Here is a 23,677-nt window from a genome sequence, read left to right on the forward strand (position 1 = left end):
GGACTCAGGCGCGGCAACCTTCTATTTTGCCTGCGCGGCAGTTCCCCCATTGGCGGCAGCAGGCGCGAAACGTTTGGCGTGGTCACCGAGGATCGGTTCGATCTTCTGCATGACCAGCACCACCTCGATGCCCTGGCTCCCGAATAGCTCAATTTCCAGTGGCCACCCCAGCTTGCGTTTGGCTTCGGTAAAGAACTCCAGCACCTCCGCCTGGGTCCACACATGGTGATGGATATCGGCCTTTGTCTGCAATGCCTTGTCCACGTCGAACGAGGCATCCACAAAGTCACGATACTCCTCATACATCTCGCGATCCTCCACCTGGCGATTGGAGCGATAGTCCTGCAGCACGTGTTCGAAGGGCGTCAGCGGCCTCTCCACATCGAAGGTAAATCGCTTGTCCGGAAGCGCGATGAAAAGCCGCCCTTCCGGTCTGAGCACCCGCAGGAAATGCTCGAGTGTCTTGAGCGGGTTCACGCAATGCTCCAACATGTGGTTGGCGATGACGAAATCCTGACTCTCATCCGCCATGCCCTCAAGCCACTGACCATCCCCGATCCAGTGGGTCTCCACGATGTTCTTGCTCGCGAGCTCGGGAAAGGTGTCCTCGTTCTCCTTCTTGGTGCGTTTGTCCACATACCGCACCTTCACGCCCGGCGGTACGCGCAGGGGATAATGCAAGGCGCCAATCTCAATGCCTTCGCCTTTTAGCTTGAGCGCAAACAGCGCACGCAGATCTCCGTTCACCAGCGACACCGGCGCAGGATTCACTGCTCCAGCTCCAGCTCCAGTTCCAGCCAACTGACCTTGCATGATTTCCAGAATGCCGAGCAACTCCGTGATTCGGCCTTCCAGCTGCTTCACCTTCTTTTTCGCACGGTCGGCCGATTTCTTGGCACGCTTGCCGGACTCCTTGGCCTTTACACGGCGTGTCTTCTCATGGAGCAGCGAGGCCTCATGTTTCTTTCTGCGGACGAACGGGAGTTTCATAAGCTTCGAGATGGATTCTGGGACTGAAATGCCGCGCACGAGCCCTGGGCCTGCAACCAGGGCCACTCACGGCGGGGACGCGCCATGACGGGCAGTTCGACTTCCAGGGACAGGTTGACGTTGTAGCACGGATCGCGGTGAACCTGCAGAGGCCACCGGCGCATCAATTCATGAGCCTCAAGGGCCACGGCCGCCTTGCGCTCCGAAGTGGCCTCCATGGCGCCACGGCTTTGGGATTCGTGGTGCACAAGAGTGGCGAACGGTGTGTAGACATTCGTCAAACCCAGGCTCCGAAGGCGCAGGCAAAAGTCCACGTCGTTGTACGCGATGGGCAATGCCTCTTCGTCGAATCCTCCCGCCTGGATGAAAACGTCCTTCCGCACCGCCAGACATGCTCCGGTAACGGCGGACACCTCCCGCACGAGATCCGGCGGCCCACCAATGGAAGGTGCATCCGGTGGCGAATGACGGAAAACATGCCCAGCAACTCCAGCCATGCTCAATACCACGCCGGCATGTTGGATGAGACCTTGATCATACAGCAAGCAGGCTCCCACGGCTCCCACGCCCTCCCGGCAGGACTGGCGCACGAGTTCGCGAAGCCAGTCAGGCGATGTGATACGCACGTCGTTGTTGAGGAACACGAGCACCTCACCCGTGGTCTCCCCGGCTCCCAGGTTGTTCAAGGCAGACCAGTTAAACGCGCCTGTATGCCGGAGGATCTTGATGTTTGCATGCGTTCGTTCCAGCGACTGCAAATAGCCCAGCGTGTCCGGACAGGTGGATTCATTGTCGACCACGATCAATTCCACATCCGGGTAATCCGTGATGCTCATGTGGGACTCGATGGCGTCGCGGAGCAGCGCATGCTGATCTCTCGTGGGAATGATGATGGAGACGCGAGGCGCCGGCTCTGGCAGAGGCCAGAGCACCTGCCATCTGCCACCATCCAGGGGCTGCAACACCGCTCCAGTGCCAGTGGCATGCAGATGATCTTCCACAGCGCGATATCCCGCCGAGGCGGCATAGGGCTTGGCCTCGTTGCTGGATGCGGTCGAAGTCGGAAGGGTGCGCCAGTGGTAGAGCACTCTGGGAATGTGCCGCACCTTGTCCCGGCCACAGCGAGTCACGGCGCGCAGAGTAATGTCCCAATCCTGACTGCCCTCGTAACCGGGCCGGAATCCCCCCACCTCTCGAAGGAGGCTGGTGCGAAACGCTCCCAGGTGGCTCACACAGTTCTGCCCAAGAAGGAGGTCATAATTCCAGCCGGGCTTGAAATAGGGACCGCTTCGCACGCCGTTGGCATCGACCTTGTCTTCATCACTGAAAATGATGCCCACCTCGGGATCCTGCGCCGCCTCCCAGGCGATGTGGAACAGGGCGTGCGGCGGGAGTTCATCATCGTGATCCAGCAGCACGGTGAACTCGCCCGAGCACAACTCGAGCGCAGAGTTTGAAGCACGGCAGATGTGCCCATTGGCCGCGCGGAAACACAGCTTGATGCGCGGATCGAGCGCAGCCTGCTTTTGCAGGAATTCACGCACTCTTGGAGAAGGGGAACAATCATCTGCAATGCACAGCTCCCAGTTGGCATACACCTGCTTCTGGACGGACTGGATGGCACGGTGCAGCCAGCGCTCCGGCGAATCGTAGACTGGCATCAAGACAGACAGCAACGGCTGGCTGGGCATGCGTCCCAAGGCGTCGCGCATGGCTTCCAGTTCCATCGCATCCGGATCCCCATAGCTGCGCAGCCAGCGTTCGTAACTGTTTGCAGGGGCGCGGCGGACGAAGCGCTTCATGAATCTCCAGGCCCAGGGAAGTTTCACATCGCACGTCGCAAAGGGCACCCACTTCCGCTGCTCGGACTTGTATTGCAGTTCGAAACGGGTCCACCCCGATTCCAACGTCAACTCAATCGAAAAACCAGAATGAAGAGCTTCCGGCCTCCCGGGATTCTCCATCAGGGCCTCCGGACGGAATTGTTTGCGCCTGGCCACCAGGATGGTCTGGCCGGTGACCGCCCGGATGCCGAAAATGTCCGTCGAAGGCGCCGGCACGAACCAGCCCTGCAGGGTGCAGGAGTTGGACAGGGCCGTCACGCAGAGGTCCACACCCCGAAGCCGCGCCCGGCGTGCCAGCACGCCGGCGGACTCTTCGCGAGCCGGCGTTACGGAAAAGGCAAAAGCATGCCCTGTATCCACCACAAATCCCTGCGGATCACGATGGTCCAAACCAGGGGAGTTCATCACGCGAGATGGTTGATGGCGGCCCGACGAGCCCAGGCGTCCGCCTCGACCAGTTGGTCCAGCACGGGATGGGCCAGGATGTCGTGCGCCTGCATCACGCGCTCGACGGTCTGCCAGATGGCGGTGAATTTCACGCGCCCGGCGAGGAACGCCTCCACGGCCACTTCATTGGCCGCATTGAGTACGGCAGGCAAGGTCCCGCCGGCATCTCCCGCTTCACGCGCGAGACGCAGTGCGGGAAATACATCCTCCCGCGGCGCTTCGAAATGAAGCGAGGCCAGCTTGGCAAAGTCGAGCGGCGGAAGATTGTTGGTCACGCGATCTGGCCAGGTCACGGCATACTGGATCGGGAAACACATGTCGCTGTGGCTGAGTTGCGCGAGCACGGAGTTGTCCACGAACTCCACCATGCTGTGCACAATGCTCTGCGGATGCACCACGACTTCCACGCGTTTCATCGGCACGCCGAAAAGCCAGTGCGCCTCGATCATCTCCAGGCCTTTGTTGAACAGCGTGGCGGAATCAATCGTGATTTTCCGTCCCATGCTCCACGTCGGATGCTTGAGCGCCTGAGCCACGGTAACGCTCTCCAGATCCGCCGCATTCGCCTTGCGAAATGGTCCACCGCTTGCGGTGAGCAGAAGGCGCCGGATGTGCGCAGGGTCCCGCTGCTCCAGGCATTGGAAGATGGCGTTGTGCTCGCTATCGACAGGCAGCACGTTCACGTTCTTTCGTGCAGCGGAAGACATCACCGCTTCACCAGCCATCACCAGAATCTCCTTGCTGGCCACGGCGAGATCCATGCCGCGCTCGATGGCCTCAAGGGAAGGCGCGAGGCCGGCAATACCAACGATGGCCACCAGCACGATGTCTGCCTCAGATTCGCGAACGATTTCAACAAGACCAGCATTGCCCGAGAAGATCCGCACATCGGGTGGCAGCAGTTCCCGCGCACGCTTGGCGGCATCTTCATCCGTCACGCACACTTGCTTCACCTTGGTCTCCACCACCTGTGCGACAAGCGCGTCCACACTGCGCTGGGCAGCCAGGCCCACGATCTCCATGCGATCCGGAATGTCCCGCGCCACCTTCATGGCACTGGTGCCAATGGAGCCGGTGGAGCCAAGGACGAGCACCTTGCGACGGCGAACCGGGTGCACGTCCCTTGCCGTGGATGCTGCACCCACGTTGACGTTGAGGGCGCCGCTTGAGGAGCGGGTGGTTTCCAACCCCTGTTGTGGGTGGGAGGTCATTCGATGCGAAAAGTCAGCCATGCGGTCGATGCAGCCGCAACCCTTCGATTGCCGTAGCGGGGCCGCAAGCAGAAAGCGCTCCTGTAAATCAAATGCCCGGGACGTTTCGGGGTCCCTCAAATGGTTGGGCTAGGCAATGATGCGCAGGAAGAAATAGCAGACGGGCGCCGTGAAAAGAAGGCTGTCCGTGAGGTCCAATATGCCGCCGATACCGGGAAGCTTATGGCCGGAGTCCTTGATGCTGTGGCAGCGTTTCAGTACGGACTCCGCGAGGTCACCGATGACCGCCGCAATACAGAGTATTGGCGCGAGGAGAAGCGCCGTGGTCCAGGTGAGCGGCGCGAGCTTGTCCGGCACGATGAGCATCATGCTGCACATGGCGAGAAACGCCCCGGCAAACGCACCGCTCAACCCCTCCCAGGTCTTCGCCGGGCTGATGTGGGGGATCATCTTGTGCTTCCCGAACAAGGAACCAAAAGCATAGGCGCCCATGTCACTGAACTTCGTGACCATGATGATCATGAGCAGCAGGTGGGACCCGCTCGCGGCCTGCTCCATGAAGAGGATGCGCGCGAGGAAGCCCATCATCAGCGCGGTGTAGATCACCCCGAAGATGGTGAAATAGATGCGGAGCAGCGTCTCGCGACCTTCCAAGGTATGCGCGAGCGCGGGAAGGAAGGCAGCCTGGAGGGTGGCGGCAAGGAACGCCGCTTCCAGCCACCACGGAGGCTCAATGCCCTGCGGAATGGTCTGCCAGCCGAGGACGACCCAAAATGCCAGGCACAATCCAAAACCGACCCACCGATACGGCTTCGCCCGTGGATCCCGGGCTTCCAGGCGGAAATACTCCGCGGAGGTGCCGATGCCTGCCAAGGCGATCATCAGCACCAGCAGCCAGTCGAGCCCCATCAGAAGCCCAATCGTGATGAGCGTCCAAAGGGCGATCGTGCTTCCCAGACGGATGATAAACACCTTTCCCTTGCTGGGGGCGGTCTGTGGAGCGCTCTGGGGGGCAGACATGTAGTGGTCGGAAAACGGCCATCAAAGCAAATTGCGCCCGTGAGGCAAATAAGAGTTTGTGGCGATGTTCAGGACGAATCGCCTGCCCCCGCTCCACTGGTCTGCTCGGCAGACCAGCATTCTCCCCGCGACGGCCCGGAACTCACGCCTAGGCTGAGGCTTTCGACCCCTGGTCACCTGCTCCATGAATCTGCCCGAATCCCAGCGCCTGCTCGGTCTCACCCCCGCCACCCACACGCCCTTCCAGCCTGATGGATCGCTCCATCTGGATGCCGTGGAGCCTCTCGCCGCCCACCTCCTGAAGTGGAACATCGGATCGGTATTCATCGGTGGCAGCACTGGGGAGAGTCACTCGCTGACCCTCGCGGAGCGAAACGCCCTCACCGAGCGCTGGATAAGCGTGGTGAAAGGCACACCCCTGCGCGTCATCGTCCACGTGGGGGCGAACTGCCTTGAAGACGCCGCCTCCCTTGCGGCACATGCCCAGCAGCACGGCGCCGCGGCCATTTCCGCGCTCTCGCCCTCCTATTTCAAGCCGCGCAGTGTGGATGTGCTCATCTCCTGTGCCGCCCGGATCGCGGCCGCCGCACCGGACACCCCTTTCTACCACTATGACATCCCCGCCATGACCGGGGTGTCCTTCTCCATGCCCGAGTTTCTTTCCAAGGCCGCCGAGCGCATCCCCACCCTGGCCGGTCTCAAATTCACGAATCCCGACCTGATGGCCTACCTGCAGTGCCTGCAGATGGACCCCGGCTACTGGGACATCCCCTGGGGCATGGACGAGTGGATGCTCGGTGCCCTGGCCACCGGGGCCCGCGGAGCCGTGGGCAGCAGCTTCAACTTCGCCGCCCCGGTGTACCAGCGACTGATGGCCGCCTTCGCCCGCAACGACCTGGAAGCGGCCCGCACGGAGCAACTCCGCAGCACGCAGATCATCGCCACGCTCGCCCGTCACGGGTACATGGGAGCCGCCAAGGCTACCATGGAGATGCTGGGCGTCCCCGTGGGGCCACCCCGCCTGCCCAACAGTACCCTGGATCACTCGCAAAAGAGGGTGCTCCAGAGCGAGCTGGAGTCCCTGGGATTCTTTGAGTGGCTGAAACCGGAGTAATCTCCGGCTGCTCCTGTTACTTGGCAGTCGTCACCCAAGGGGGACGGTGGCTGGGGATCTGGGCCTTGAAATCGCCGAGGCTGTTCCAGTGCTCGCGCTTCTCCAGATCCACCTCCTGCACCACCACGGTGCTCCATTCCTTGGCGTAGTCCAGTACCGTGCCGTCGTGTCCATAGATGGCGGAGAGCATCCAGCCATCCTCGGGTTTCCCATAGGTGCTGCTCACTACATACACGTGGTTTTCGCAGGCGCGAGCCTGGGCCAGCATGGGATTGCATCCCCACACGGGCCACGCGATCACTTCTGCGCCATTGATGGTGAGCTGGCGCGCCACTTCAGGAAAAAATCCGTCATAACACACCATCATGCCGACCTTGCCAAAGCGGGTGTTGAAGACCGGGTACTCATGCCCCGGAGTCACACCGGCCTCCACCTCACTGCGAGGCAGGGCGCATTTGCGATACTTGCCCGCAACCTTGCCATCCGGGCCAATCAACACCGCCACATTGTACACCAGCGGGCCGTCGCGCTCGATGAGGCCGGCCACGATGTAGTTGTTATGCTGCTTCGCCAGCGTGCCGAAGTAATCCGTCACACTGCCCGGCACCGTTTCCGCGCACTCCACCATGGACTTGCCGCTTGCGTAGTAAGTGAGCGTTTCCGGCAGCACCACGAAGTCCGCTTTCTGTTTCGCCGCCTCGGCCAGCAGGGGCTCGAAGAGACGCGCCTTCTCCAGGATGGTCTTCCCTTCACGCGGCTGGAAATGAATCGTGGCCAACCGCACCTTGCGTGAGGGCATCTCCGCCACCTCCTCGAGACTGATGCCGCTCCACTCCACCCGGGCGCCGGGCTGCCACTGCAAATACAGCTCAACAATGCCCTTGGTAGCTCCCGGTGGCACGAGATAGGTGTCACTCATGCGTCCCCAATTTTTGACTTCCTCCTGACGACTCGGGTACTCGGGCTCGGCCTTGGGAGATTCACCTTTGCGATAGGCAGTGAAGGTGGGCTCGGCGTGCTTCAGCGGCTTGTCCTGAGCATCCCGCCACAGAATGCGGGCGACGACGCTGTGGTCCGCATTCTCCACACCACGAGCCTTGTACCAAACCAAAAAGCGATGGGGCTTGCCACCCTGCACTGGAAACTCCCCCTTCCAGCAGCCCTGCTGCCCTTCTCGCTGCGCGGTCTTGATGATCCAGGCGCCTTTGCCATCGACCCCGGCCTTTTCCTCGAAAGAAAATTCCGGCGCAATCTCTTCACGAGGTGCCCAGCTCTGCCAGTTCGAGGGCGGAGACGCGCCCCGCAATACGGAACCAGAAAGAGCAAAAGACAGGAAAGCAGCACGGAGGAACCTTGCGTTCATGTTGGCCATACGATGCTTAGAGTGGCAATTTTCCACCAAAGAGCCGGTTGCACTCCTCCTTTTCCAGAACGAAGCGTAGGCTGCACCGCTCTCATGCCCTGCACGCTAGCCAAACTGCCCTGCGGCGTCATCTATACTGAGGCCTTTGCCGCCTACCTCGCCGGCGTGTACCTGAAACACGCCGAGGCGCATCCCCGCCGGGTCATGACACTGGACTACATCCGCTGCGCGTCCGGTCCCATGAAGGGCCGAGCCTGGTGGCAGGTCCTCTGGGTGCCTCAGGAGACCGTGCCCGAATACCGCTGCTACCGCATGGGCCGCATCACGGTTCACATCCCCAAGAATGTGCAACACGGACTCCGCGAACGATGTCTGGACTTCGAGGATGGTCGGGTCGTAGTGAAGCCTTGATCAAGGCCTCCGTACGTGAGCACAATGACACGTGTTTTGTCTTTTCATTAAAGGCGGCTCAGTGTTAAGTCTGCGCCGCTCATGTGTAAAGCTTTGAGCCTCAACGACAATTGCTTTTTCCCGGGTCGCCGACCAATGGCGGCAGCTTGCCCGGAAAAGAGCGGAACAAGCATTTTCTACTAAACCGTGGCTCTTGTATTGGGAATCAATGCCTGGCACGGCGACTCGTCCGCCGCGATCATCAAGGATGGAAAACTCATCGCCGCCGTCGAGGAGGAGCGTTTCCTGCGAATCAAACACTGGGCTGGCCTGCCGGTCGAGTCCATGAAGTACTGCCTGAAGGAGGTAGGCGCGCAATTCGGCGACCTCGAACACATCGCCATCAACCTCAATCCGCGCGTCAACAACCTGCGCCGGTTGCTCCATTTGATACGGCATCGCCCCGACATCGGGCTGGTGATGGACCGCCTGCGTAAGCGCAGCAAGGCGAAGAGCGTGGGCGAGAAAATTGCAGACGCCTTTCCCCAGGAGAAGATGCGTGCCGAGGTGCATCACATTGAGCATCACCTGGCTCACCTGGCCTCCTCCTACCTGTGCAGTCCATTTCAGGAAGCGGTGAACCTCTCCGTCGATGGCATGGGCGACTTCGCGAGTGCTGCCTGGGGCATGGGCCGGGGCCAGTCGCTCAACGTGGATGGTCGTGTGTATTTCCCCCACTCGCTCGGGATCTTCTACTCCGTCATGACACAGTGGCTGGGCTTCCCCCACTATGGTGATGAGTATAAGATCATGGGACTCGCCCCTTACGGGAAGCCTGAGTATCTGAATCTCCTGCGCCAGATCGTGCTGGTGCAACCGGACGGCACGTTCGAGCTCGACCTCCGCTACTTCCGCCATCACCGTGAAGCCGTGCCCTACACCTGGGACAATGGCTCGCCTGAAGTCGGCACCCTCTACACCCCCGCCCTTGAGGAATTGCTCGGCCCGGCACGGAAAAAAGAAGAGCCGCTGGAGCAGCGACACAAGGACATGGCTCGCAGCGTGCAGGCGATGTACGAAGAGGCATTCTTCGCCATGCTGGCAGCGCTTCACAGGAAGTACCAGTGCGATGCCCTCACGCTCAGCGGTGGCTGCGCGATGAACTCCGTGGCGAACGGCAAGGTCTTCTCACGCAGCCCCTTCAAGCAGCTCTACATCCAGAGCGCCGCGGGTGATGCCGGTGGTGCCATTGGCGCGGCCATGGTCGTAGCGCAGCAGCTCGGGGGCGCCCGTGTTTCGCGTCACCACTGCCTGCATGCTTACTGGGGTCCGCAATACAGCGAAGAAGACTACAAGGCGCTCCTTGATACTGAACAGGCACGCATTCGCGAAGCAGGCTGTGAAGTGACCATTTTTGCCGAAGACGAAACGGAAAAGCTCTGCGCCTCCACCGCGCAGGCCATCAGCGAAGGCAAGGTCATCGGCTGGTTCCAGGGACGCCTCGAGTGGGGTCCCCGCGCGCTGGGAAATCGCAGCATCCTGGGCGATCCGCGCCGTGCTGACATGAAGGACATTCTGAACGCGAAGATCAAGCGCCGCGAATCCTTCCGCCCCTTTGCACCGAGTGTGCTGCGCGAAGCGGTCGGCGAGTGGTTCGAGACGGACGATGATGTGCCCTTCATGATGCAGGTGTATCAGGTGCGTGAAGAACGCCGTGCAGCAATCCCTGCGGTGACACACGTGGATGGCAGCGGCCGCCTTCAGACCGTCTATCGCGAGACCAATCCGATGTATCATCGGCTCATCGAGCACTTCAATACCCTTACCGGGGTGCCCATGGTGCTGAACACCAGCTTCAACGAGAACGAACCTGTCGTGTGCCATCCGAAGGAGGCCCTCGATTGTTTCCTCCGCACGAAGATGGATGTGCTGGTACTGGGTCGGACACAAATACGACGCCAGCAACCGGGTGCTTAAGAAATTCCACCTCCAGGCATGCGCCACGAATCACTGGTTATAGAAGCCGGCCGCACGGAAGCCCACTACTGGCGCGACCTGTGGCGTTATCGCGAACTCTTTGGCTTCCTCGCCTGGCGTGATGTGCTGGTGCGGTACAAGCAGACTGCCGTGGGCATTGTCTGGGCAGTGCTGCGGCCACTGCTCACCACGCTGATTCTGGTGTTCGCTTTTGGCAAGATCGCCGGACTCTCCTCCAATGGCGTGCCCTACCCCATCCTCGTACTCGCGGGCAATATCCCGTGGGTCTTCTTTGCCAGCGCGCTCGGGGAGTCGAGCCAGAGCTTGATTGGGAACTCGAATCTCATCTCGAAGATCTACTTCCCGCGCATGATCCTGCCGGCGAGCGCGGTGATCGTGGCGCTCATCGACTGCCTCATCTGCCTGGGCATCCTTCCCATCTTCATGGGCATCTACGGGTACTGGCCCACGTGGCGCCTGGTCACCCTGCCCATCTTCATCCTGCTCGCCCTGATTGCCGCACTGGGACCCGGCCTGCTGGTGACGGCGCTGAATGTGAAGTACCGCGACTTCCGGTACATCATCCCCTTCATCATGCAGTTCGGCCTCTATGTCTCCCCGGTGGGATTCTCCAGTTCCGTGATTGGTGAAAAGTTCGGACCCGTGTGGCAGATGGTCTACTCCCTGAATCCCATGGTGGGCGTCATCGATGGATTCCGCTGGGCGGTATGCCAGACCGCCCCCGTGCACCTTCCCAGCTTCTGCATTTCCACCACCCTGAGCTTCCTCATGCTGGCATGGGGCATCAGCTATTTCCGAAAGACGGAACGCACCTTTGCTGATGTCATCTAATCGTCCCCATCGACTTGCAGGACACGCCCTCCAGTGAGGCTTCCGCTTCAAATGCCGGACCTACTCCATCCGCGAAAGAACCGCCGCTTTCACGGTGGCAGCGGCTCGGGCTTCTGACCCTCCTTCAAGGCGGCATCCAAGCCATCAGCATCGCCACCGGGTTTCTTCTCATCCGCTGGCTTACCAAAACCGATTTCGCATGGTACACCCTGGGCAACTCGAGCACGGCGGTCTTCACCACCCTGGTGGACCCGGGCACGGGACTCGGCATGCAGTCCGTGGGTGGAAAGGTGGCTGCGGAGCCTGCGCGTTTCCGGCAGGCACTCGCTTCCGTGCTGAGCCTGCGCTGGCGCCTGGGATGGGTGGCCGCGCTGCTGGCCTTGCCGATTCCCCTGGGGATGCTGCTGGTGAACGACGCACCGCTTCCCATCGCGCTCGCCATTCTCGGTGCGAACGTCCTCGGGTTCTTTGCCGTCCTTACCAATGGCACGCTCAGCGCCGCCCTGAAACTGCAGGGCCGCTTCCGGCAGGCGCTGCTCTCGGACTTCGCCGCGGTCATCGCGCGACTCTTGCTGGTGGGCGCTGCAGCCTTGTTCTGGCTGGATGCCATCGCGGCAACTCTCGCCGCGGTGATCGCCACGGCATGGCAGTACCTGATTCTGAAAAATGCATCCGCGGAGTGGCGGCAGGGACAGCCCCAACCCTCCTCCGACGATCAGACGCAACTGCTCCAGCAGGTGCGCTCGATGCGCTTCTACAACCTGTTCCAGTTTATCCAGGGGCAGGTGGGAGTGTGGCTGTTGAGCATCATGGCCAATGTGGCCGCCGTCGCCGACTTCGGAGCGCTGAGCCGGCTCGGCTCCGTGTTCGCCGCGCTGACGCTGTTGTATTATCAGCTGGTCATTCCAATTTTGTCGCGCAGCCAGACGACACGCATCCTTACGGGCAGGCTGACACTTTCGATCACCGCCTATGTCGCGGCGGTCGTCATCTTCGCCGTAGCGGGGTGGCTCGGCGCCGATTGGATTCTCTGGCTCTTCGGCGCGGACTATGCGCATCTCACAAAGGAAGTGCCCTGGATGATTGTCTTTCAGGGAATATATTCGTTCACCGTTATCCTGTGGTGGTTCAATACCTCACGCGGATGGGTGGGCCTCTCCCGGCTGAATCCCCCCTTCACCGCCTTGGTCCAGTTGGCCGCCTATTTTGCGCTCCGTCCGGACAGCGTGCAGGGCATCATCTGGTTCTCAATGGCCACCCTCGTGCCATCACTGCTGCTGGGATTGTCAGCGAGTGTTTCCGGCCTCAAGCGGATGGCGCGCACTGCAGAAGTCTCCTCTAAGAATGTCTGAACCCATCATTCAGGTAGAAAATCTCGGCAAGAGATACCAGATCAAACACCAGTCTGGTGAACGGTATACGGCGTTGAGGGACGTCCTGGCGAGGAAGGTAGGCAACATTTTCAAAGGGCGTAAAAACGGGAATGCATCGCCCGCGAGTGAAGAGTTTTGGGCCCTCAAAGATGTGTCCTTCGATATCATGCCAGGTGAGGTCGTCGGCATCATTGGCAGAAACGGGGCAGGCAAATCCACTCTGCTCAAGATCCTGAGCCGTATCACGGAACCAACGGTGGGCCGCATCACCCTGGGTGGGCGGGTGGCAAGCCTCCTGGAGGTGGGCACGGGATTCCATCCCGAATTGACCGGCCGGGAGAACATCTACCTCAACGGCGCCATCCTTGGCATGACCAAGGACGAGATTCGCAGCAAATTTGATGAAATTGTCGCCTTCGCCGAAGTGGAGAAATTCCTCGACACTCCGGTAAAGAGATACAGCAGCGGAATGTATGTCCGCCTTGCCTTTGCGGTGGCTGCACATCTTGAACCCGAGATCCTCGTCGTGGATGAAGTGCTGGCGGTGGGGGATGCAGAATTCCAGAAAAAATGTCTGGGTAAGATGGACCAGGTGGCGAAAGGCGGGAGAACAGTGCTCTTTGTCAGCCACAACATCGATGCGTTGCAACGCATCTGCCAGACTGGCATCGTTCTCCGAAACGGGAGCGTTGTGTGCCGGGATGACATCACCAGCGCCATCAACGTCTATCTCTCTGACAAGAACCTCACCACCAAGGTCTCTCGAGACCACCGTCCCGGTATTGTGAGTGCGGAGGTATCCACGTCTGAATTGCGCGAAGGAAGACTTAAACTGTCCATCGCCTTCAGTTACCCCTCCGCGATCGCCAACCCCACCTTTGGGATGGTGGTCTACAATGAAAAGAACGTTCCGCTCTTTGGCAGCAATACGTTGTTTGACCCACCCAAGTCTCCTCTCCCTCCCTGCTCTGCAGGGCAGGCCACGGTCACTGCCGGGCCCCTGCCGCTCTGGTCCGGATCCTATCGCATTTCTTTGTGGCTCAGCGATGGCACCGCACCGCTGGATCATGCGGAAAATATTGTCGGATTCGACTACGTCAGTCCGGATGTTCCACCCTACGTTCCTCCACCGGCCTTGATTGGATCTACCAGGGTGCCGGCTACTTGGGAATTGTCCCTTTCCTGATCTTGTGAAGCCAGAGTATTCCCCCGCGCAACTGGAAAACATCAGGCAACGCCTCAATCCTTCCGTCAAGGATGTTTACTACCTGGTGTTGGCTGATCTTCGTTTATTCCTTCAGCGTTATGCCACTGCTGAACCGATCTCCGTCCTCGACTACGGCGCAGGCAATTCTCCATATGCCAGCCTGTTCCCGAACGCCGAGTACCGGCGGGCAGACTACATGGATTGCACGGCCATTGATTACAAGGTGGACGGAGACTCAAGGCTTCCAGTCGCTTCGAATACCTTTGATCTCGTGTGGTCCACACAAGTCGCCGAGCATGTTCAGAATCCCTCCACCTACTTTAGCGAGGCCCTGCGGGTTTTGAAACCGGGCGGCAGATTGGTCGTCACCACCCACGGCGTTTGGGAGGACCATGGGGTGCCTTATGACTTTCAAAGATGGACTGCGGAAGGCCTGCAACGCGATTTGGAACTCGCGGGCTTTTCCGTGAAGGGGACGTTCAAGATAACGACGTCGGGGCGCTTCTATTGGTTTCTGCTCCTGCAATGGCTCGAGCATGGAGGACTGAAAAAAACCAACCTGAGCTACAGGCTCTGGCGACGCTTCTGCTGGGAGTTCGCAAAGTTCGCCCGCCCCATCGCCCATCGTTTTGCCGACTGGCGGTGGAGCGACTGCCAGGTGATTGAAGGTGAAGCATTGAGCCAGCATCGCATCTACTCGGTGATTGCCGCCGAGGCGATCAAGCCCCTGGCAACCGATCAGCCTGCTCCTTAAGTGATCAACTACGACCATTCTCAAAACATCCACACGCTGGAGGGACCGCGTGCCGCATTTCCGTTACTTTTCCCCAAAGGCTTGCCTTCAAGCCTCATGGATGTGGGCTGTGGCAGGGGGACGTGGCTGAAAGCTGCGAGCGATTGCGGAATCTCGGACCTCATGGGAGTGGATGGTGTCGCCATTTCACCCGAGGAGTTCCTGCTTGAGGGAGGTCGCTTTGAATGCCATGACCTCACGCGCTCATGGACCGTGGGTCGCCGGTTCGAAGCAGTACTCTGCCTGGAAGTGGGCGAACATCTCGCAGCGGCGCACGCGGATACCCTGGTACAATCTCTGACACGCCATGCGGATACCGTGATCTTCTCAGCCGCTTGCCCGGGACAGCCAGGCCAGCACCACGTGAACTGCCAGTGGCCGGCATACTGGCAGGAGATTTTCAACAAGCATGGGTTTTCCTGTTACGATACCATTCGTCCCTCCATCTGGCAGGACACACGCATAGAGCCATGGTACCGCCAGAACGTGTTCCTCGCATTGAACCAGCCGGACGTCGCAGGTAAGGAAGAACGGCTGCGGCCTTTGGTTCACCCTGACATGCTGCCTTATCTCCACGCCGCCATGCTGGACCAGGAACTGAAAAACAGGGTGATAACCGCCGGCTCTCACGACATACCGGTTTCCTGGCTCGCGTCTGCCCTCGTCAGGCGCATCGGATCGAAACTCTCCCGCCTTGTCCGTGGAGTTCGTGTTTGAGGGAATAAGCAGCCTCGCGGCAACTACATGAGCAAATTGATTTGTAATTTGCTGGCTCTGTTCAGCCTTGAACTCGCGTCGGCGCACACTGCATGCACCGGGGACGCGAGGCATCCTCTGCGCTCCAGCAATGCGTGGTAACCAGCCACTCAGGCCGCAGCTTTTCCCGCAACGTAACACCTAGTTCCTGGAGATGTTAATTTCTGTCATCATCTGCACCCGAAATCCCCGCTCCGACTACCTCTCGAGGGTCTTGGAGGGACTGCGGCGGCAGACGCTTGAACTCAACCAGTGGGAGCTTGTGCTTGTCGACAATGATTCCGACGAGCCTCTGGCCGGGAAAATCGATCTGTCGTGGCATCCCTTGTCCAGATGCGTGAGAGAGGAGATGCGCGGCCATGTTCCAGCACGCCTCAAGGGCATCGAATCCTCCGCAGGCGATTTCCTGATCTTTGTAGATGACGACAATGTCCTCCATGATGACTACCTGGAACAGGCATTGGAGATCGGCGCCAAGTGGCCCATGCTGGGCACCTGGGGAGCCAGCATCACCGGCGAGTTCGAAGTCCCACCGCCGACCTGCCTGGAACCCTACATTGATGGGCTCGCTATATGCGAGCTCGATCAAGCATACTGGTCCAACATCCCTGTCTGGACGCGTGCCACTCCTTATGGAGCTGGAGTTTGTGTGAGGAAGGAAGTAGCCGCCTCGTATCTTCATGCCGCTCGTGAAACACCTCTTCGGCGCTCCCTGGGCCGAAGCGGAGCCAACCTGGGTGCCGGTGATGACAGCGATCTATCATGGACATCCACACGCCTGAACCTCGGATTTGGTCGATTCCCTGAGCTAAAGTTGACCCATCTGATTTCCGCACGTCGTCTTACCACAGAATACATGACATCGCTTTTCGCGGGCTTTGTCGGATCGGGCATCATTCTGGATCATCTCTGGGGAAGACCCGTCAAGGAACCACCTCTTGTGATGCAAGTTCTCTCGCTTGTGAAGGCGCTCCTGAGGGGCGACAAGATACAGCGGATGATTGCCTGGCGCTCGTTCTCATCCAAGCGCCAGGCGTGGCAGCTTCTCAAAACGAATGCGGGCTCTGATGCCCCGCGCGGCGGCCCTGCTCTCAAAGCCACCATATAGCCAGGGGACGAAGGTGATCATCGTGCCCTGCCTGGTACAAGCCTTCGCCCAATAACCCTGCAAGTGAGCGCCCAGGAGACATATCGCATATAGTGTTTCCAAATCTCTTATATATCTCTGACGTCCCGGTGGAATCGTCTTACCACGGTTCCGCCCTCCTGTTCAGGCTTCTGGACAGCTACCCCCAGGATCAACTGTTCATCATGGAAAGTGGCCAGGACGTCTCCAAGGCAGAACGACGCCTCCCCGGAGTCAACTACTGTCAGGCCCCTCCATTGAGACTGTCCAGGCTGCTGACCACGCGAGTACACCGGCTGGCGTCTCTCCTTCTCACTGCGGTTTCAGAGCGCCGCTGGCGTTTCATCCAGCGTCTCACAAGCCAGTTTAATCCCCAGGCAATTCTGGCGGTCGCACACGGGTACGGATGGTTGTCAGCAGCGGCGTTCGCAAGGAAGAGACAACTGCCGTTGCACCTGATCGTGCACGACGACTGGCCGACTTTCACGCCAGCCCCCTCCATGCTACGGCCTTGGGCCGCTGAAAAGTTTGCCGCGGTGTATCGGCAGGCCGCTTCCCGTCTTTGCGTTTCGCCCTATATGATGGAGCGCTATCAGCACACCTGCGGCGTACCCGGCACGGTGTTGCTTCCCTCTCGGGCCAACAATTCCACGGTGTTCAGCGCTCCACCGGCCAGGCTCACGCAGCAAAACGCGCCACTTACGGGGTTGTTTGGCGGCTCTCTCACCTCACCATCGTACATCCGTTCCCTCGGCACTCTGGCGCGCATGCTGCAGCCGGTAGGTGGGCGAGTGCTGATCTATGGGCCTACTCCCAAGTCCCAAGCTGCAATCGTGGGCGTCAATGAGCCAAACCTGGAATGGCGCGGCCTCGTGCCGCCCGAGGAAATGATTCGGATCGCACGTGAAGAGGCCGATTTTTTGTTTGTTCCCATGTCCTTTGAGGCGTCCGACCTCAAGACCATGGAGATAAACTTTCCAAGCAAGCTTGCAGATTACACAGCCATCGGGTTGCCGCTTTTGATTGCGGGTCCGCCTTCCACCTCAGCCGTCAAATGGGCTGAAGATAACCCCGGGGTCGCAGAAGTAGTGAGGGACGACAGCGCTGAATCCCTGGGCCGTGCCATTTCCAGATTGTCGGATCCCTCTCACAGAATGTCCCTTGCTTCCGCTGCGATTGAAGCTGGCGCGAGGCAGTTCTCCCATCAAGCGGCAGCCAAGGTCTTTTTGGATCGCGTGATGATAGCTTCGAAATCCTGACCCACTTTCCATCACCTACTCAGACAGCCAGCCATGGAAGCACTCGTCACCGTCATTACCACCATCCAGAAACCTACTCAGTGCGTGCAGGAACTCATGACGCACCTCGAGAAGCGCGAGGCACGCGCGGTTGTCATCGGTGACAAGAAGGGACCTTCCAGCTTCGAGAGCACACAGGCTGATTTCTATTCTCTGGAGCAGCAGTCCACGCTTCCGTTTCGCCTGGCGGCTCTCCTTCCGACCGGGCACTACGCCCGCAAGAATCTGGGATATCTCATCGCCTTCTCGAGAAGTGCCGCGTGCATCTATGAAACGGATGACGACAACGCACCGCTGCCTTCCTGGGCACCACGAGAACTGCAGGTCTCTGCCCAAAAGGCAACTTCCCGGCCATGGCTGAATGTCTATCGCCTCTTCACCGAAGAGCTGATCTGGCCGCGGGGCTTTCCACTCGAATTGATCTGTTCGCCAGAAAGCTATGCCCATGATCACACCTTGCCGTCCGAGCGCGTCATTGCCCCCATCCAACAGGGTCTGGCGAACGGCTCCCCTGATGTCGATGCCATCTGGCGATTGATTCTCGACCAGGAGTTCGCCTTCAAAGAAGGCCCCAGCGTTTGGCTGCCGCCGCAGACGTACTGCCCATTCAACAGCCAGACCACCTGGTGGTGGCCCGAGGCTTACCCCCTGATGTATCTGCCGAGCTTTTGCTCTTTCAGGATGACAGACATCTGGCGCAGCTTTGTCGCACAACGTTGCCTTTGGGAACTTGGATACGGCATGGTCTTCCACGGGGCTGAAGTCACCCAACTACGCAATGAGCACAATCTCCTGCGCGATTTTAGCGACGAAGTTTCCGGGTACTTGCAGAACGATCGAATTGTCGCCCTGCTCAACAACTGCAAGCTTTCCCCAGGTCCAGACCACGTGGCTGACAACCTGAGACTCTGCTATCAAGCTCTCATCAACGCGTCTGTCATACCTGGGTCCGAGCTACCACTGGTGGACGCGTGGATTGAGGACCTGAAAGCCATCCTGTAACGAGGGTTTCGCAGCTCCACTTTTTTCCGCATGATCATCACACAGCTAAGCGGTGGCCTGGGCAATCAGATGTACCAGTATGCTACGGGCAGACGACTCGCCCATGTCAGGGGAGTCCCCCTCAAACTGGACCTTACTGGCTATGGCCCGTTGGGGGATACCCAGGCGCCAGGCCTTGAGGAGTTCCGCCGCCATGTCAGAATCAAAAAGCTCAACATCTCGGCAAAAGACGCAACGCTGCAGGAGATCGCTGCTTTGCGGGATCCCTACACAGAAAATAGCAGAACGGTAAGCAGAGTCGTGAGACAACTCCGCCGCTTCATTCCTCGCCTGGGCTTGCCTCATACCCATTTCGCAGAAAAGCGTTATCGATTTGACCCTGAGGTCCTGTCGCTTGAATCCCCCTGTTTCCTGCAGGGATTCTGGCAATCAGAGAAATATTTCGAGGACATCGCGGACATCATCCGGACCGAGCTTCGGCCATCCGACCCACAAGTCCTTGAGTATGCTCGCAACCATGTCGACTCCATCCGGCGGCCCGGTGAAACGGTCGTGTCGCTGCATGTGCGCCGCGGTGAGCTGGCGGTTGCCCAAGAGAAGCTCAAATCGACCAAAGGCACCTTTGGCCCACCTACATCACTGAATTTCATCGAGCGCGCCCTGGCGGAGTTCCCCTCCGGTCACCGCTTCCTCGTATTTTCAGATTCCGCCCCGGACATCGAGTGGTGCCGGAAAAACATCCGGGCGGAAAAGCTCCACTTCTCAGAGGGGCATGACGACATCCAGGACATGACGTTGATGAGCGCCTGTGACCACCATATCATCGCCAGCACGTTCAGCTGGTGGGGAGCATGGTTGAACAACAGCCCGGACAAGCGAGTCGTCGCTCCGAGCCAGTGGGGACACCCGGGAGGGCCGATGGTCACGGACGATCTGATTCCGAAAACCTGGAAAATGGTATAACCGGATCTTTGAGGCGGGCCCCCTTTGCAGTCCCGCGATTGTCTGGCGTGAGACGCTTTCTCCCCCGGTACAGGAAGGCAAATGCTCTTCTCCATCATCATACCAACTTACAACCGGATAGAGTATCTCAAGGCCACCCTTGATTCAGTCTGGCAGCAGACGTTCCAGGACTTCGAAGTAATCGTCGTCGATGATGGCTCCACTGACGGAACGGCAGCTTACCTTTCCTCACTGGAAGGAAAGGTCTCCCTGATCCAGCAGTCCAATGCAGGTCCCGGAGCTGCCCGTAATCGAGGCGCAGAAGCTGCCAGAGGTGAGTATGTTGTATTCCTGGACAGCGACGATCTGTGGTTTCCATGGACTCTTGAGCTTACCGCGGAGATCATTAATTCCGTTGGAAGGCCTTCTTTTATTTCAGGCAGAATCTTGCCATTCTCCGACCCCGCTGAATTGCAGCACGTGTCTGCGCAGCCATTGCAATACCGTCATCATCCAGACTACCTCTCCGCTGGCAGCACCTTACCCTTCGCGGGTTCCTGTGCGATGATCGTTCGTCGGGACACGTTCATGGCCTCCGGCGGCTTTCTTCAAGGAAAGGTGAGCGCCGAAGATCATGATCTTGCCCTGCGGATGGGTGTGGCGGGAGGGTTTGTCGAAATCATGGCTCCGACAACGGTCGGCTACCGCAGACACACCACCAACATCACAGGCTCCCTCTTGGCCATTGTGGAGGGGATTATGCGTCTTCTGCAGCGGGAGAGTTCAGGGGTGTATCCCGGAGGGAACACCCACAAGAAGAACCGTCATCAGATACTTGGCTCCCATCTGAGGCCTGTTGCGATTGCGTGCGCGAAAGCAGGCCTTCAAAGCCAGGGTTGGGAATTGTATCGCAAGTCCTTCCTTTGGCACGTCACTCTCTTGCGCTTGAAGTTCCTGTTCGGATTCCCGCTCATCTCACTGCGGAGCATGTTCACGAAATAGCAGCCCACCCGAGATCCATTCGGAACGCTTGCTGCCTGAGTGAACGATCCACCCACGAACACGGCTGCCCCTTCTCCATCTCCTATCCCTCCATGATAACCCGAGTTTTTAAACATTTGCTTCCGGACCGTCCGTGTCCCACGACGGTTCTGCGTGGGCCGTTTCGCAGAGCACGCATCCTCATGAATCCGCGTGCATCTCTCCGGAAAGTGATGGGACTGTACGAACACGAGCTCAATGGGTGGCTGGATCAGGCGCTGCCCAAAGTGACGAGGATCCTGGATGTGGGAGCCAATGACGGCTACTTCGCCTTCGGTTGTGCTGCGGCATTCCAGCGGTTGAACATCGCCGGCGACATTATCGCTTACGAGCCCCAGTCGGTGCATTGTGACACTTTGCAAAAGACCATTCCTCTCCAAGCGCCAGGCCAGCCACAAGTGAAAGTGGTGCAAGCGTTTGTGGGAGCAAAGGATAACGGCATCGATACGGTCACGCTTGACGCCAGCGATGCTTCGGATCGAACCCGTACGCTCATCAAGATCGATGTCGAAGGGGCAGAAGAAGATGTGCTCGCCGGAGCGCAGTCCTGGCTTGCACCTTCCAACCTCTTTCTCATCGAGGTGCATGCCGAGCACTTTCTCGACACCATTCCGAAAATGTTCGCCAAACACGGACTTAAACTGAATCGTGTGGATCAGCAGCCGCTTCCGCTGCTGGGGCGTGAGGTCAGGGATGAATCCAATTGGTGGCTGGTGTCCGACCTTTCCTGACCCACCGCGGCCTTTCGCCCCATCTTTGTTTCCAGCGATCTGAAACGTTCCGTGAGCAAGTCACGCTTCATCTGCGCTTTCCGAGGACGTCGTGACTCCTATCAGGTGCCACTGGCCCTTGAGGAAGCTGGCATGCTGGACGAGTTCATCACCGACGCTTACGCCACCCCCACCCTTCGCTGGCTAGCGTCCCACCTCCCAGGAAGATTGCTGTCCAAGTTCTCCAGCCGCCGTGAGCCGGGCATCGCGGATGAGCGCGTTTCCTGCCTGTGGGGTACCACCGTACTGGAGCATGCACGGCACCAACTGGGCTACTCGCGAGTGGAAACATGGAACAAGCTCGACGGGCGCTTTTCATCAGCGGCCGGCGAACTCGCGGCACGGCACCAAACCGACTTGCTTCTCTATAGCCCGTACGCATGGGAGGCCTTCACAAGGTCGTACCGGCACCAGCCAAAGCGTGTACTGTTTCAGTATCATCCTCACATTGGCACCGAGCGCCGTATTCTCGACGCAGACGCTGCTCGACATCCCGGATACGGTGAGTCCTTCGCGCAACATGAGGAATACCAATTACCAGAACATCTCGCACGGCGTGAACGTGACGCCTGGAAGCATGCGGATCTGATTTTTTGCGCCAGCAGCTTCACCAGAGATTCGCTCCTCGCTGCGGGTTGTGATGCAAGCCGTTGCCGTGTCGTGCCCTATGGAATAGACGTCCTGCCGCCAGGAGAGTTGCAGCCACCGCCTCAAACTTTTCAGGCGTTGTTCGTTGGCTCAGGTGGCCAGCGCAAGGGACTGCACCACCTGCTCATGGCCTGGCGAAACGCAAAACTTCCGGCTGGCAGCAGGCTAACCCTGGTCTGTCGTGTGCTCGATCAGGGTATCAAAACGCTTCTTGAAGGTTTGAAAAACGTCACCCTGATCCAAGGTCTTGGAGCGCGGGAACTCCAGGAGCTCTACGCGAAAAGCACGCTGTTTGTGATGCCGTCTTTGGTCGAAGGATTTGGACAGGTCTATCTCGAAGCTCTCGCCCACGGATGTCCCGTGCTCGGCACCGCAAACACCTGCCTGCCGGATATCGGGACAGAGCGTGAAGGGGTATTCCTGACTCCCTCCGCAGACGTTGATGCACTTGTTTCGCGTCTGGAGGCGCTTGGCCAAAACCTCCCGGGGAATGCGGAAATCCGTCGGGCTGCCCGAGCTTTGGCAGCGGCTTATCCATGGCAGGGCTTTCGCAAGATGATCCGCCATCATCTGGCAGGCTGACAGCCGGTAGTTTTTGCCCTGGTGCAAATGAGCACAGCTTCAGGCACGGTCGATGTCACGGCAATCATGCCTGCCCACACACGGGTGCAGGAAACGCTCAAGAGCCTGGAGCGCATTCATGCGTGCAGTCCCTCACCGGCTGAAATTCTTGTGCTTGTAGATGGTGGCAACGAAGCCCTGGTCCGCGTGATCAGGAATGCCTTCCCCGCGGTCACCATCCTCGAGTCCACGGAAACCCTTGGGCCAGGTGGAGCGCGCAACCGCCTTCTGCACACAGCCCGTCATGACCTGGTCGCCAGCTTCGATGACGACTCCTATCCGGCCCATGATGATTTTTTCGCGGCCCTGGTCACGGATTTCGAACAGCATCCGCACGCAGACATGCTTTCAGCAAATGTGCTCGAGCGCTCCCGGCCTGTAGACCCTGCTCTCACCTCAGTCCGCCGCGCCGCCACCTTTGTCGGATGCGGATGTGCCTACCGGCGCAGTGTCTTTCTGAAGACTTCCGGCTATGTGCCACTGCCTCTGGCCTACGGCATGGAGGAAGCCGACCTGGCCTTGCGGCTCTACGCCATGAACAGCGTGATACTTCAATCTCCCAATCTCAGGGTGTATCATGATACGAGCCTCGCGCATCGGTTCTCCAGCGACGTCAATGCTGCTGTGACTGCCAATTCCGCGCTCCTGGTGTTTCTTCGCTATCCAGTCATCCTTTGGCCATTGGGAATTTTGAAACTGGCGAGAACCATCATCGACCTCGCGAAGCAAAAGCGGTTTGCAGGCATCTGGCGCGGTATTGCAAACATCCCTCGCGCGTGCGCGATCCATCGCGCGTATCGCAAGCCCTTGAGCAGTGTCACCATTTTCTCCTACCTGAAATTCAGAAGGCGCTGCGCTCTCGGGAACGTCGCTCCGTGATGTATTCAAGCGG

The 23,677-nt window shown here is 59.2% G+C and carries 21 protein-coding genes; 16 read left to right on the top strand and 5 right to left on the bottom strand.

What is annotated here, in order from left to right:
- Positions 1-21: 21 nt before the first annotated feature.
- The 4 genes from G5S37_RS24065 to G5S37_RS24080 all read right to left on the bottom strand — a co-directional run bounded on the left by G5S37_RS24065 (position 22) and on the right by G5S37_RS24080 (position 5,512).
- Positions 22-990: a methyltransferase domain-containing protein gene (locus tag G5S37_RS24065; protein ID WP_165207398.1), complete on the bottom strand. Its 969-nt coding sequence runs from the start codon at positions 988-990 to the stop codon at positions 22-24.
- The gene (locus G5S37_RS24070) at positions 987-3,239 is read right to left on the bottom strand and encodes a glycosyltransferase family 2 protein (protein WP_165207399.1); all 2,253 of its coding nucleotides are present in this window, start codon (positions 3,237-3,239) and stop codon (positions 987-989) included. The genes G5S37_RS24065 and G5S37_RS24070 overlap by 4 nt, the downstream gene beginning before the upstream one ends.
- The gene (locus tag G5S37_RS24075; protein WP_165207400.1) at positions 3,239-4,492 is read right to left on the bottom strand and encodes a 1-deoxy-D-xylulose-5-phosphate reductoisomerase; all 1,254 of its coding nucleotides are present in this window, start codon (positions 4,490-4,492) and stop codon (positions 3,239-3,241) included. The genes G5S37_RS24070 and G5S37_RS24075 overlap by 1 nt, the downstream gene beginning before the upstream one ends.
- Positions 4,493-4,621: 129 nt before the next feature.
- Positions 4,622-5,512 (bottom strand): phosphatidate cytidylyltransferase, encoded by an 891-nt coding sequence (locus G5S37_RS24080; RefSeq protein ID WP_165207401.1) that lies wholly within the window; start codon positions 5,510-5,512, stop codon positions 4,622-4,624.
- A 184-nt stretch (positions 5,513-5,696) separates the two neighbouring features.
- On the opposite strand from G5S37_RS24080, the gene G5S37_RS24085 reads away from it, so the two are divergent.
- Complete coding sequence (locus G5S37_RS24085) at positions 5,697-6,626, top strand: dihydrodipicolinate synthase family protein (protein WP_165207402.1); 930 nt, start codon at positions 5,697-5,699, stop codon at positions 6,624-6,626.
- Between the two features lie 16 nt (positions 6,627-6,642).
- On the opposite strand, the gene G5S37_RS24090 is transcribed toward G5S37_RS24085, so the two are convergent.
- On the bottom strand, positions 6,643-7,989 hold the full coding sequence (locus G5S37_RS24090) for a carbon-nitrogen hydrolase family protein (protein ID WP_206026122.1): 1,347 nt from the start codon (positions 7,987-7,989) through the stop codon (positions 6,643-6,645).
- A 93-nt stretch (positions 7,990-8,082) separates the two neighbouring features.
- Here G5S37_RS24090 and G5S37_RS24095 point away from each other — a divergent pair, with 93 nt between their 5' ends.
- From G5S37_RS24095 to G5S37_RS24165, 15 genes are all read left to right on the top strand, one after another.
- Positions 8,083-8,400, top strand: coding sequence for a hypothetical protein (locus tag G5S37_RS24095; protein ID WP_165207404.1), 318 nt, complete (start codon positions 8,083-8,085; stop codon positions 8,398-8,400).
- A gap of 186 nt (positions 8,401-8,586) precedes the next feature.
- The gene (locus G5S37_RS24100; RefSeq protein ID WP_165207405.1) at positions 8,587-10,356 is read left to right on the top strand and encodes a carbamoyltransferase C-terminal domain-containing protein; all 1,770 of its coding nucleotides are present in this window, start codon (positions 8,587-8,589) and stop codon (positions 10,354-10,356) included.
- An 18-nt stretch (positions 10,357-10,374) separates the two neighbouring features.
- Positions 10,375-11,208, top strand: a complete 834-nt coding sequence (locus G5S37_RS24105) for an ABC transporter permease (protein ID WP_165207406.1) — start codon at positions 10,375-10,377, stop codon at positions 11,206-11,208.
- A gap of 14 nt (positions 11,209-11,222) precedes the next feature.
- Positions 11,223-12,560: a hypothetical protein gene (locus tag G5S37_RS24110; protein WP_165207407.1), complete on the top strand. Its 1,338-nt coding sequence runs from the start codon at positions 11,223-11,225 to the stop codon at positions 12,558-12,560.
- Positions 12,553-13,767 carry an ABC transporter ATP-binding protein gene (locus tag G5S37_RS24115; protein ID WP_165207408.1) on the top strand — a complete coding sequence of 405 codons (1,215 nt, stop codon included), beginning with the start codon at positions 12,553-12,555 and terminating at the stop codon, positions 13,765-13,767. The genes G5S37_RS24110 and G5S37_RS24115 overlap by 8 nt, the downstream gene beginning before the upstream one ends.
- A gap of 4 nt (positions 13,768-13,771) precedes the next feature.
- On the top strand, positions 13,772-14,542 hold the full coding sequence (locus G5S37_RS24120; RefSeq protein ID WP_165207409.1) for a class I SAM-dependent methyltransferase: 771 nt from the start codon (positions 13,772-13,774) through the stop codon (positions 14,540-14,542).
- Positions 14,543-15,298: a class I SAM-dependent methyltransferase gene (locus G5S37_RS24125; protein WP_276616986.1), complete on the top strand. Its 756-nt coding sequence runs from the start codon at positions 14,543-14,545 to the stop codon at positions 15,296-15,298.
- 193 nt (positions 15,299-15,491) lie between these two features.
- Entirely contained in the window at positions 15,492-16,445 is a 954-nt protein-coding gene (locus tag G5S37_RS24130) for a glycosyltransferase (RefSeq protein WP_165207411.1), read from the top strand.
- Between the two features lie 92 nt (positions 16,446-16,537).
- Complete coding sequence (locus G5S37_RS24135; protein WP_165207412.1) at positions 16,538-17,722, top strand: glycosyltransferase; 1,185 nt, start codon at positions 16,538-16,540, stop codon at positions 17,720-17,722.
- Between the two features lie 33 nt (positions 17,723-17,755).
- Complete coding sequence (locus tag G5S37_RS24140; protein WP_165207413.1) at positions 17,756-18,763, top strand: STELLO glycosyltransferase family protein; 1,008 nt, start codon at positions 17,756-17,758, stop codon at positions 18,761-18,763.
- Between the two features lie 30 nt (positions 18,764-18,793).
- The gene (locus tag G5S37_RS24145; RefSeq protein ID WP_165207414.1) at positions 18,794-19,726 is read left to right on the top strand and encodes an alpha-1,2-fucosyltransferase; all 933 of its coding nucleotides are present in this window, start codon (positions 18,794-18,796) and stop codon (positions 19,724-19,726) included.
- 81 nt (positions 19,727-19,807) lie between these two features.
- On the top strand, positions 19,808-20,707 hold the full coding sequence (locus G5S37_RS24150; RefSeq protein WP_165207415.1) for a glycosyltransferase family A protein: 900 nt from the start codon (positions 19,808-19,810) through the stop codon (positions 20,705-20,707).
- Positions 20,708-20,919: 212 nt separating this feature from the next.
- Positions 20,920-21,477 (top strand): FkbM family methyltransferase, encoded by a 558-nt coding sequence (locus tag G5S37_RS24155; protein WP_165207416.1) that lies wholly within the window; start codon positions 20,920-20,922, stop codon positions 21,475-21,477.
- 321 nt (positions 21,478-21,798) lie between these two features.
- Positions 21,799-22,746 (top strand): glycosyltransferase family 4 protein, encoded by a 948-nt coding sequence (locus G5S37_RS24160; protein ID WP_165207417.1) that lies wholly within the window; start codon positions 21,799-21,801, stop codon positions 22,744-22,746.
- Between the two features lie 27 nt (positions 22,747-22,773).
- Positions 22,774-23,664: a glycosyltransferase gene (locus G5S37_RS24165; protein ID WP_165207418.1), complete on the top strand. Its 891-nt coding sequence runs from the start codon at positions 22,774-22,776 to the stop codon at positions 23,662-23,664.
- Positions 23,665-23,677: the final 13 nt, after the last annotated feature.

It is taken from the genome of Roseimicrobium sp. ORNL1 (genome assembly GCF_011044495.1).
GTDB lineage: Bacteria > Verrucomicrobiota > Verrucomicrobiia > Verrucomicrobiales > Verrucomicrobiaceae > Roseimicrobium.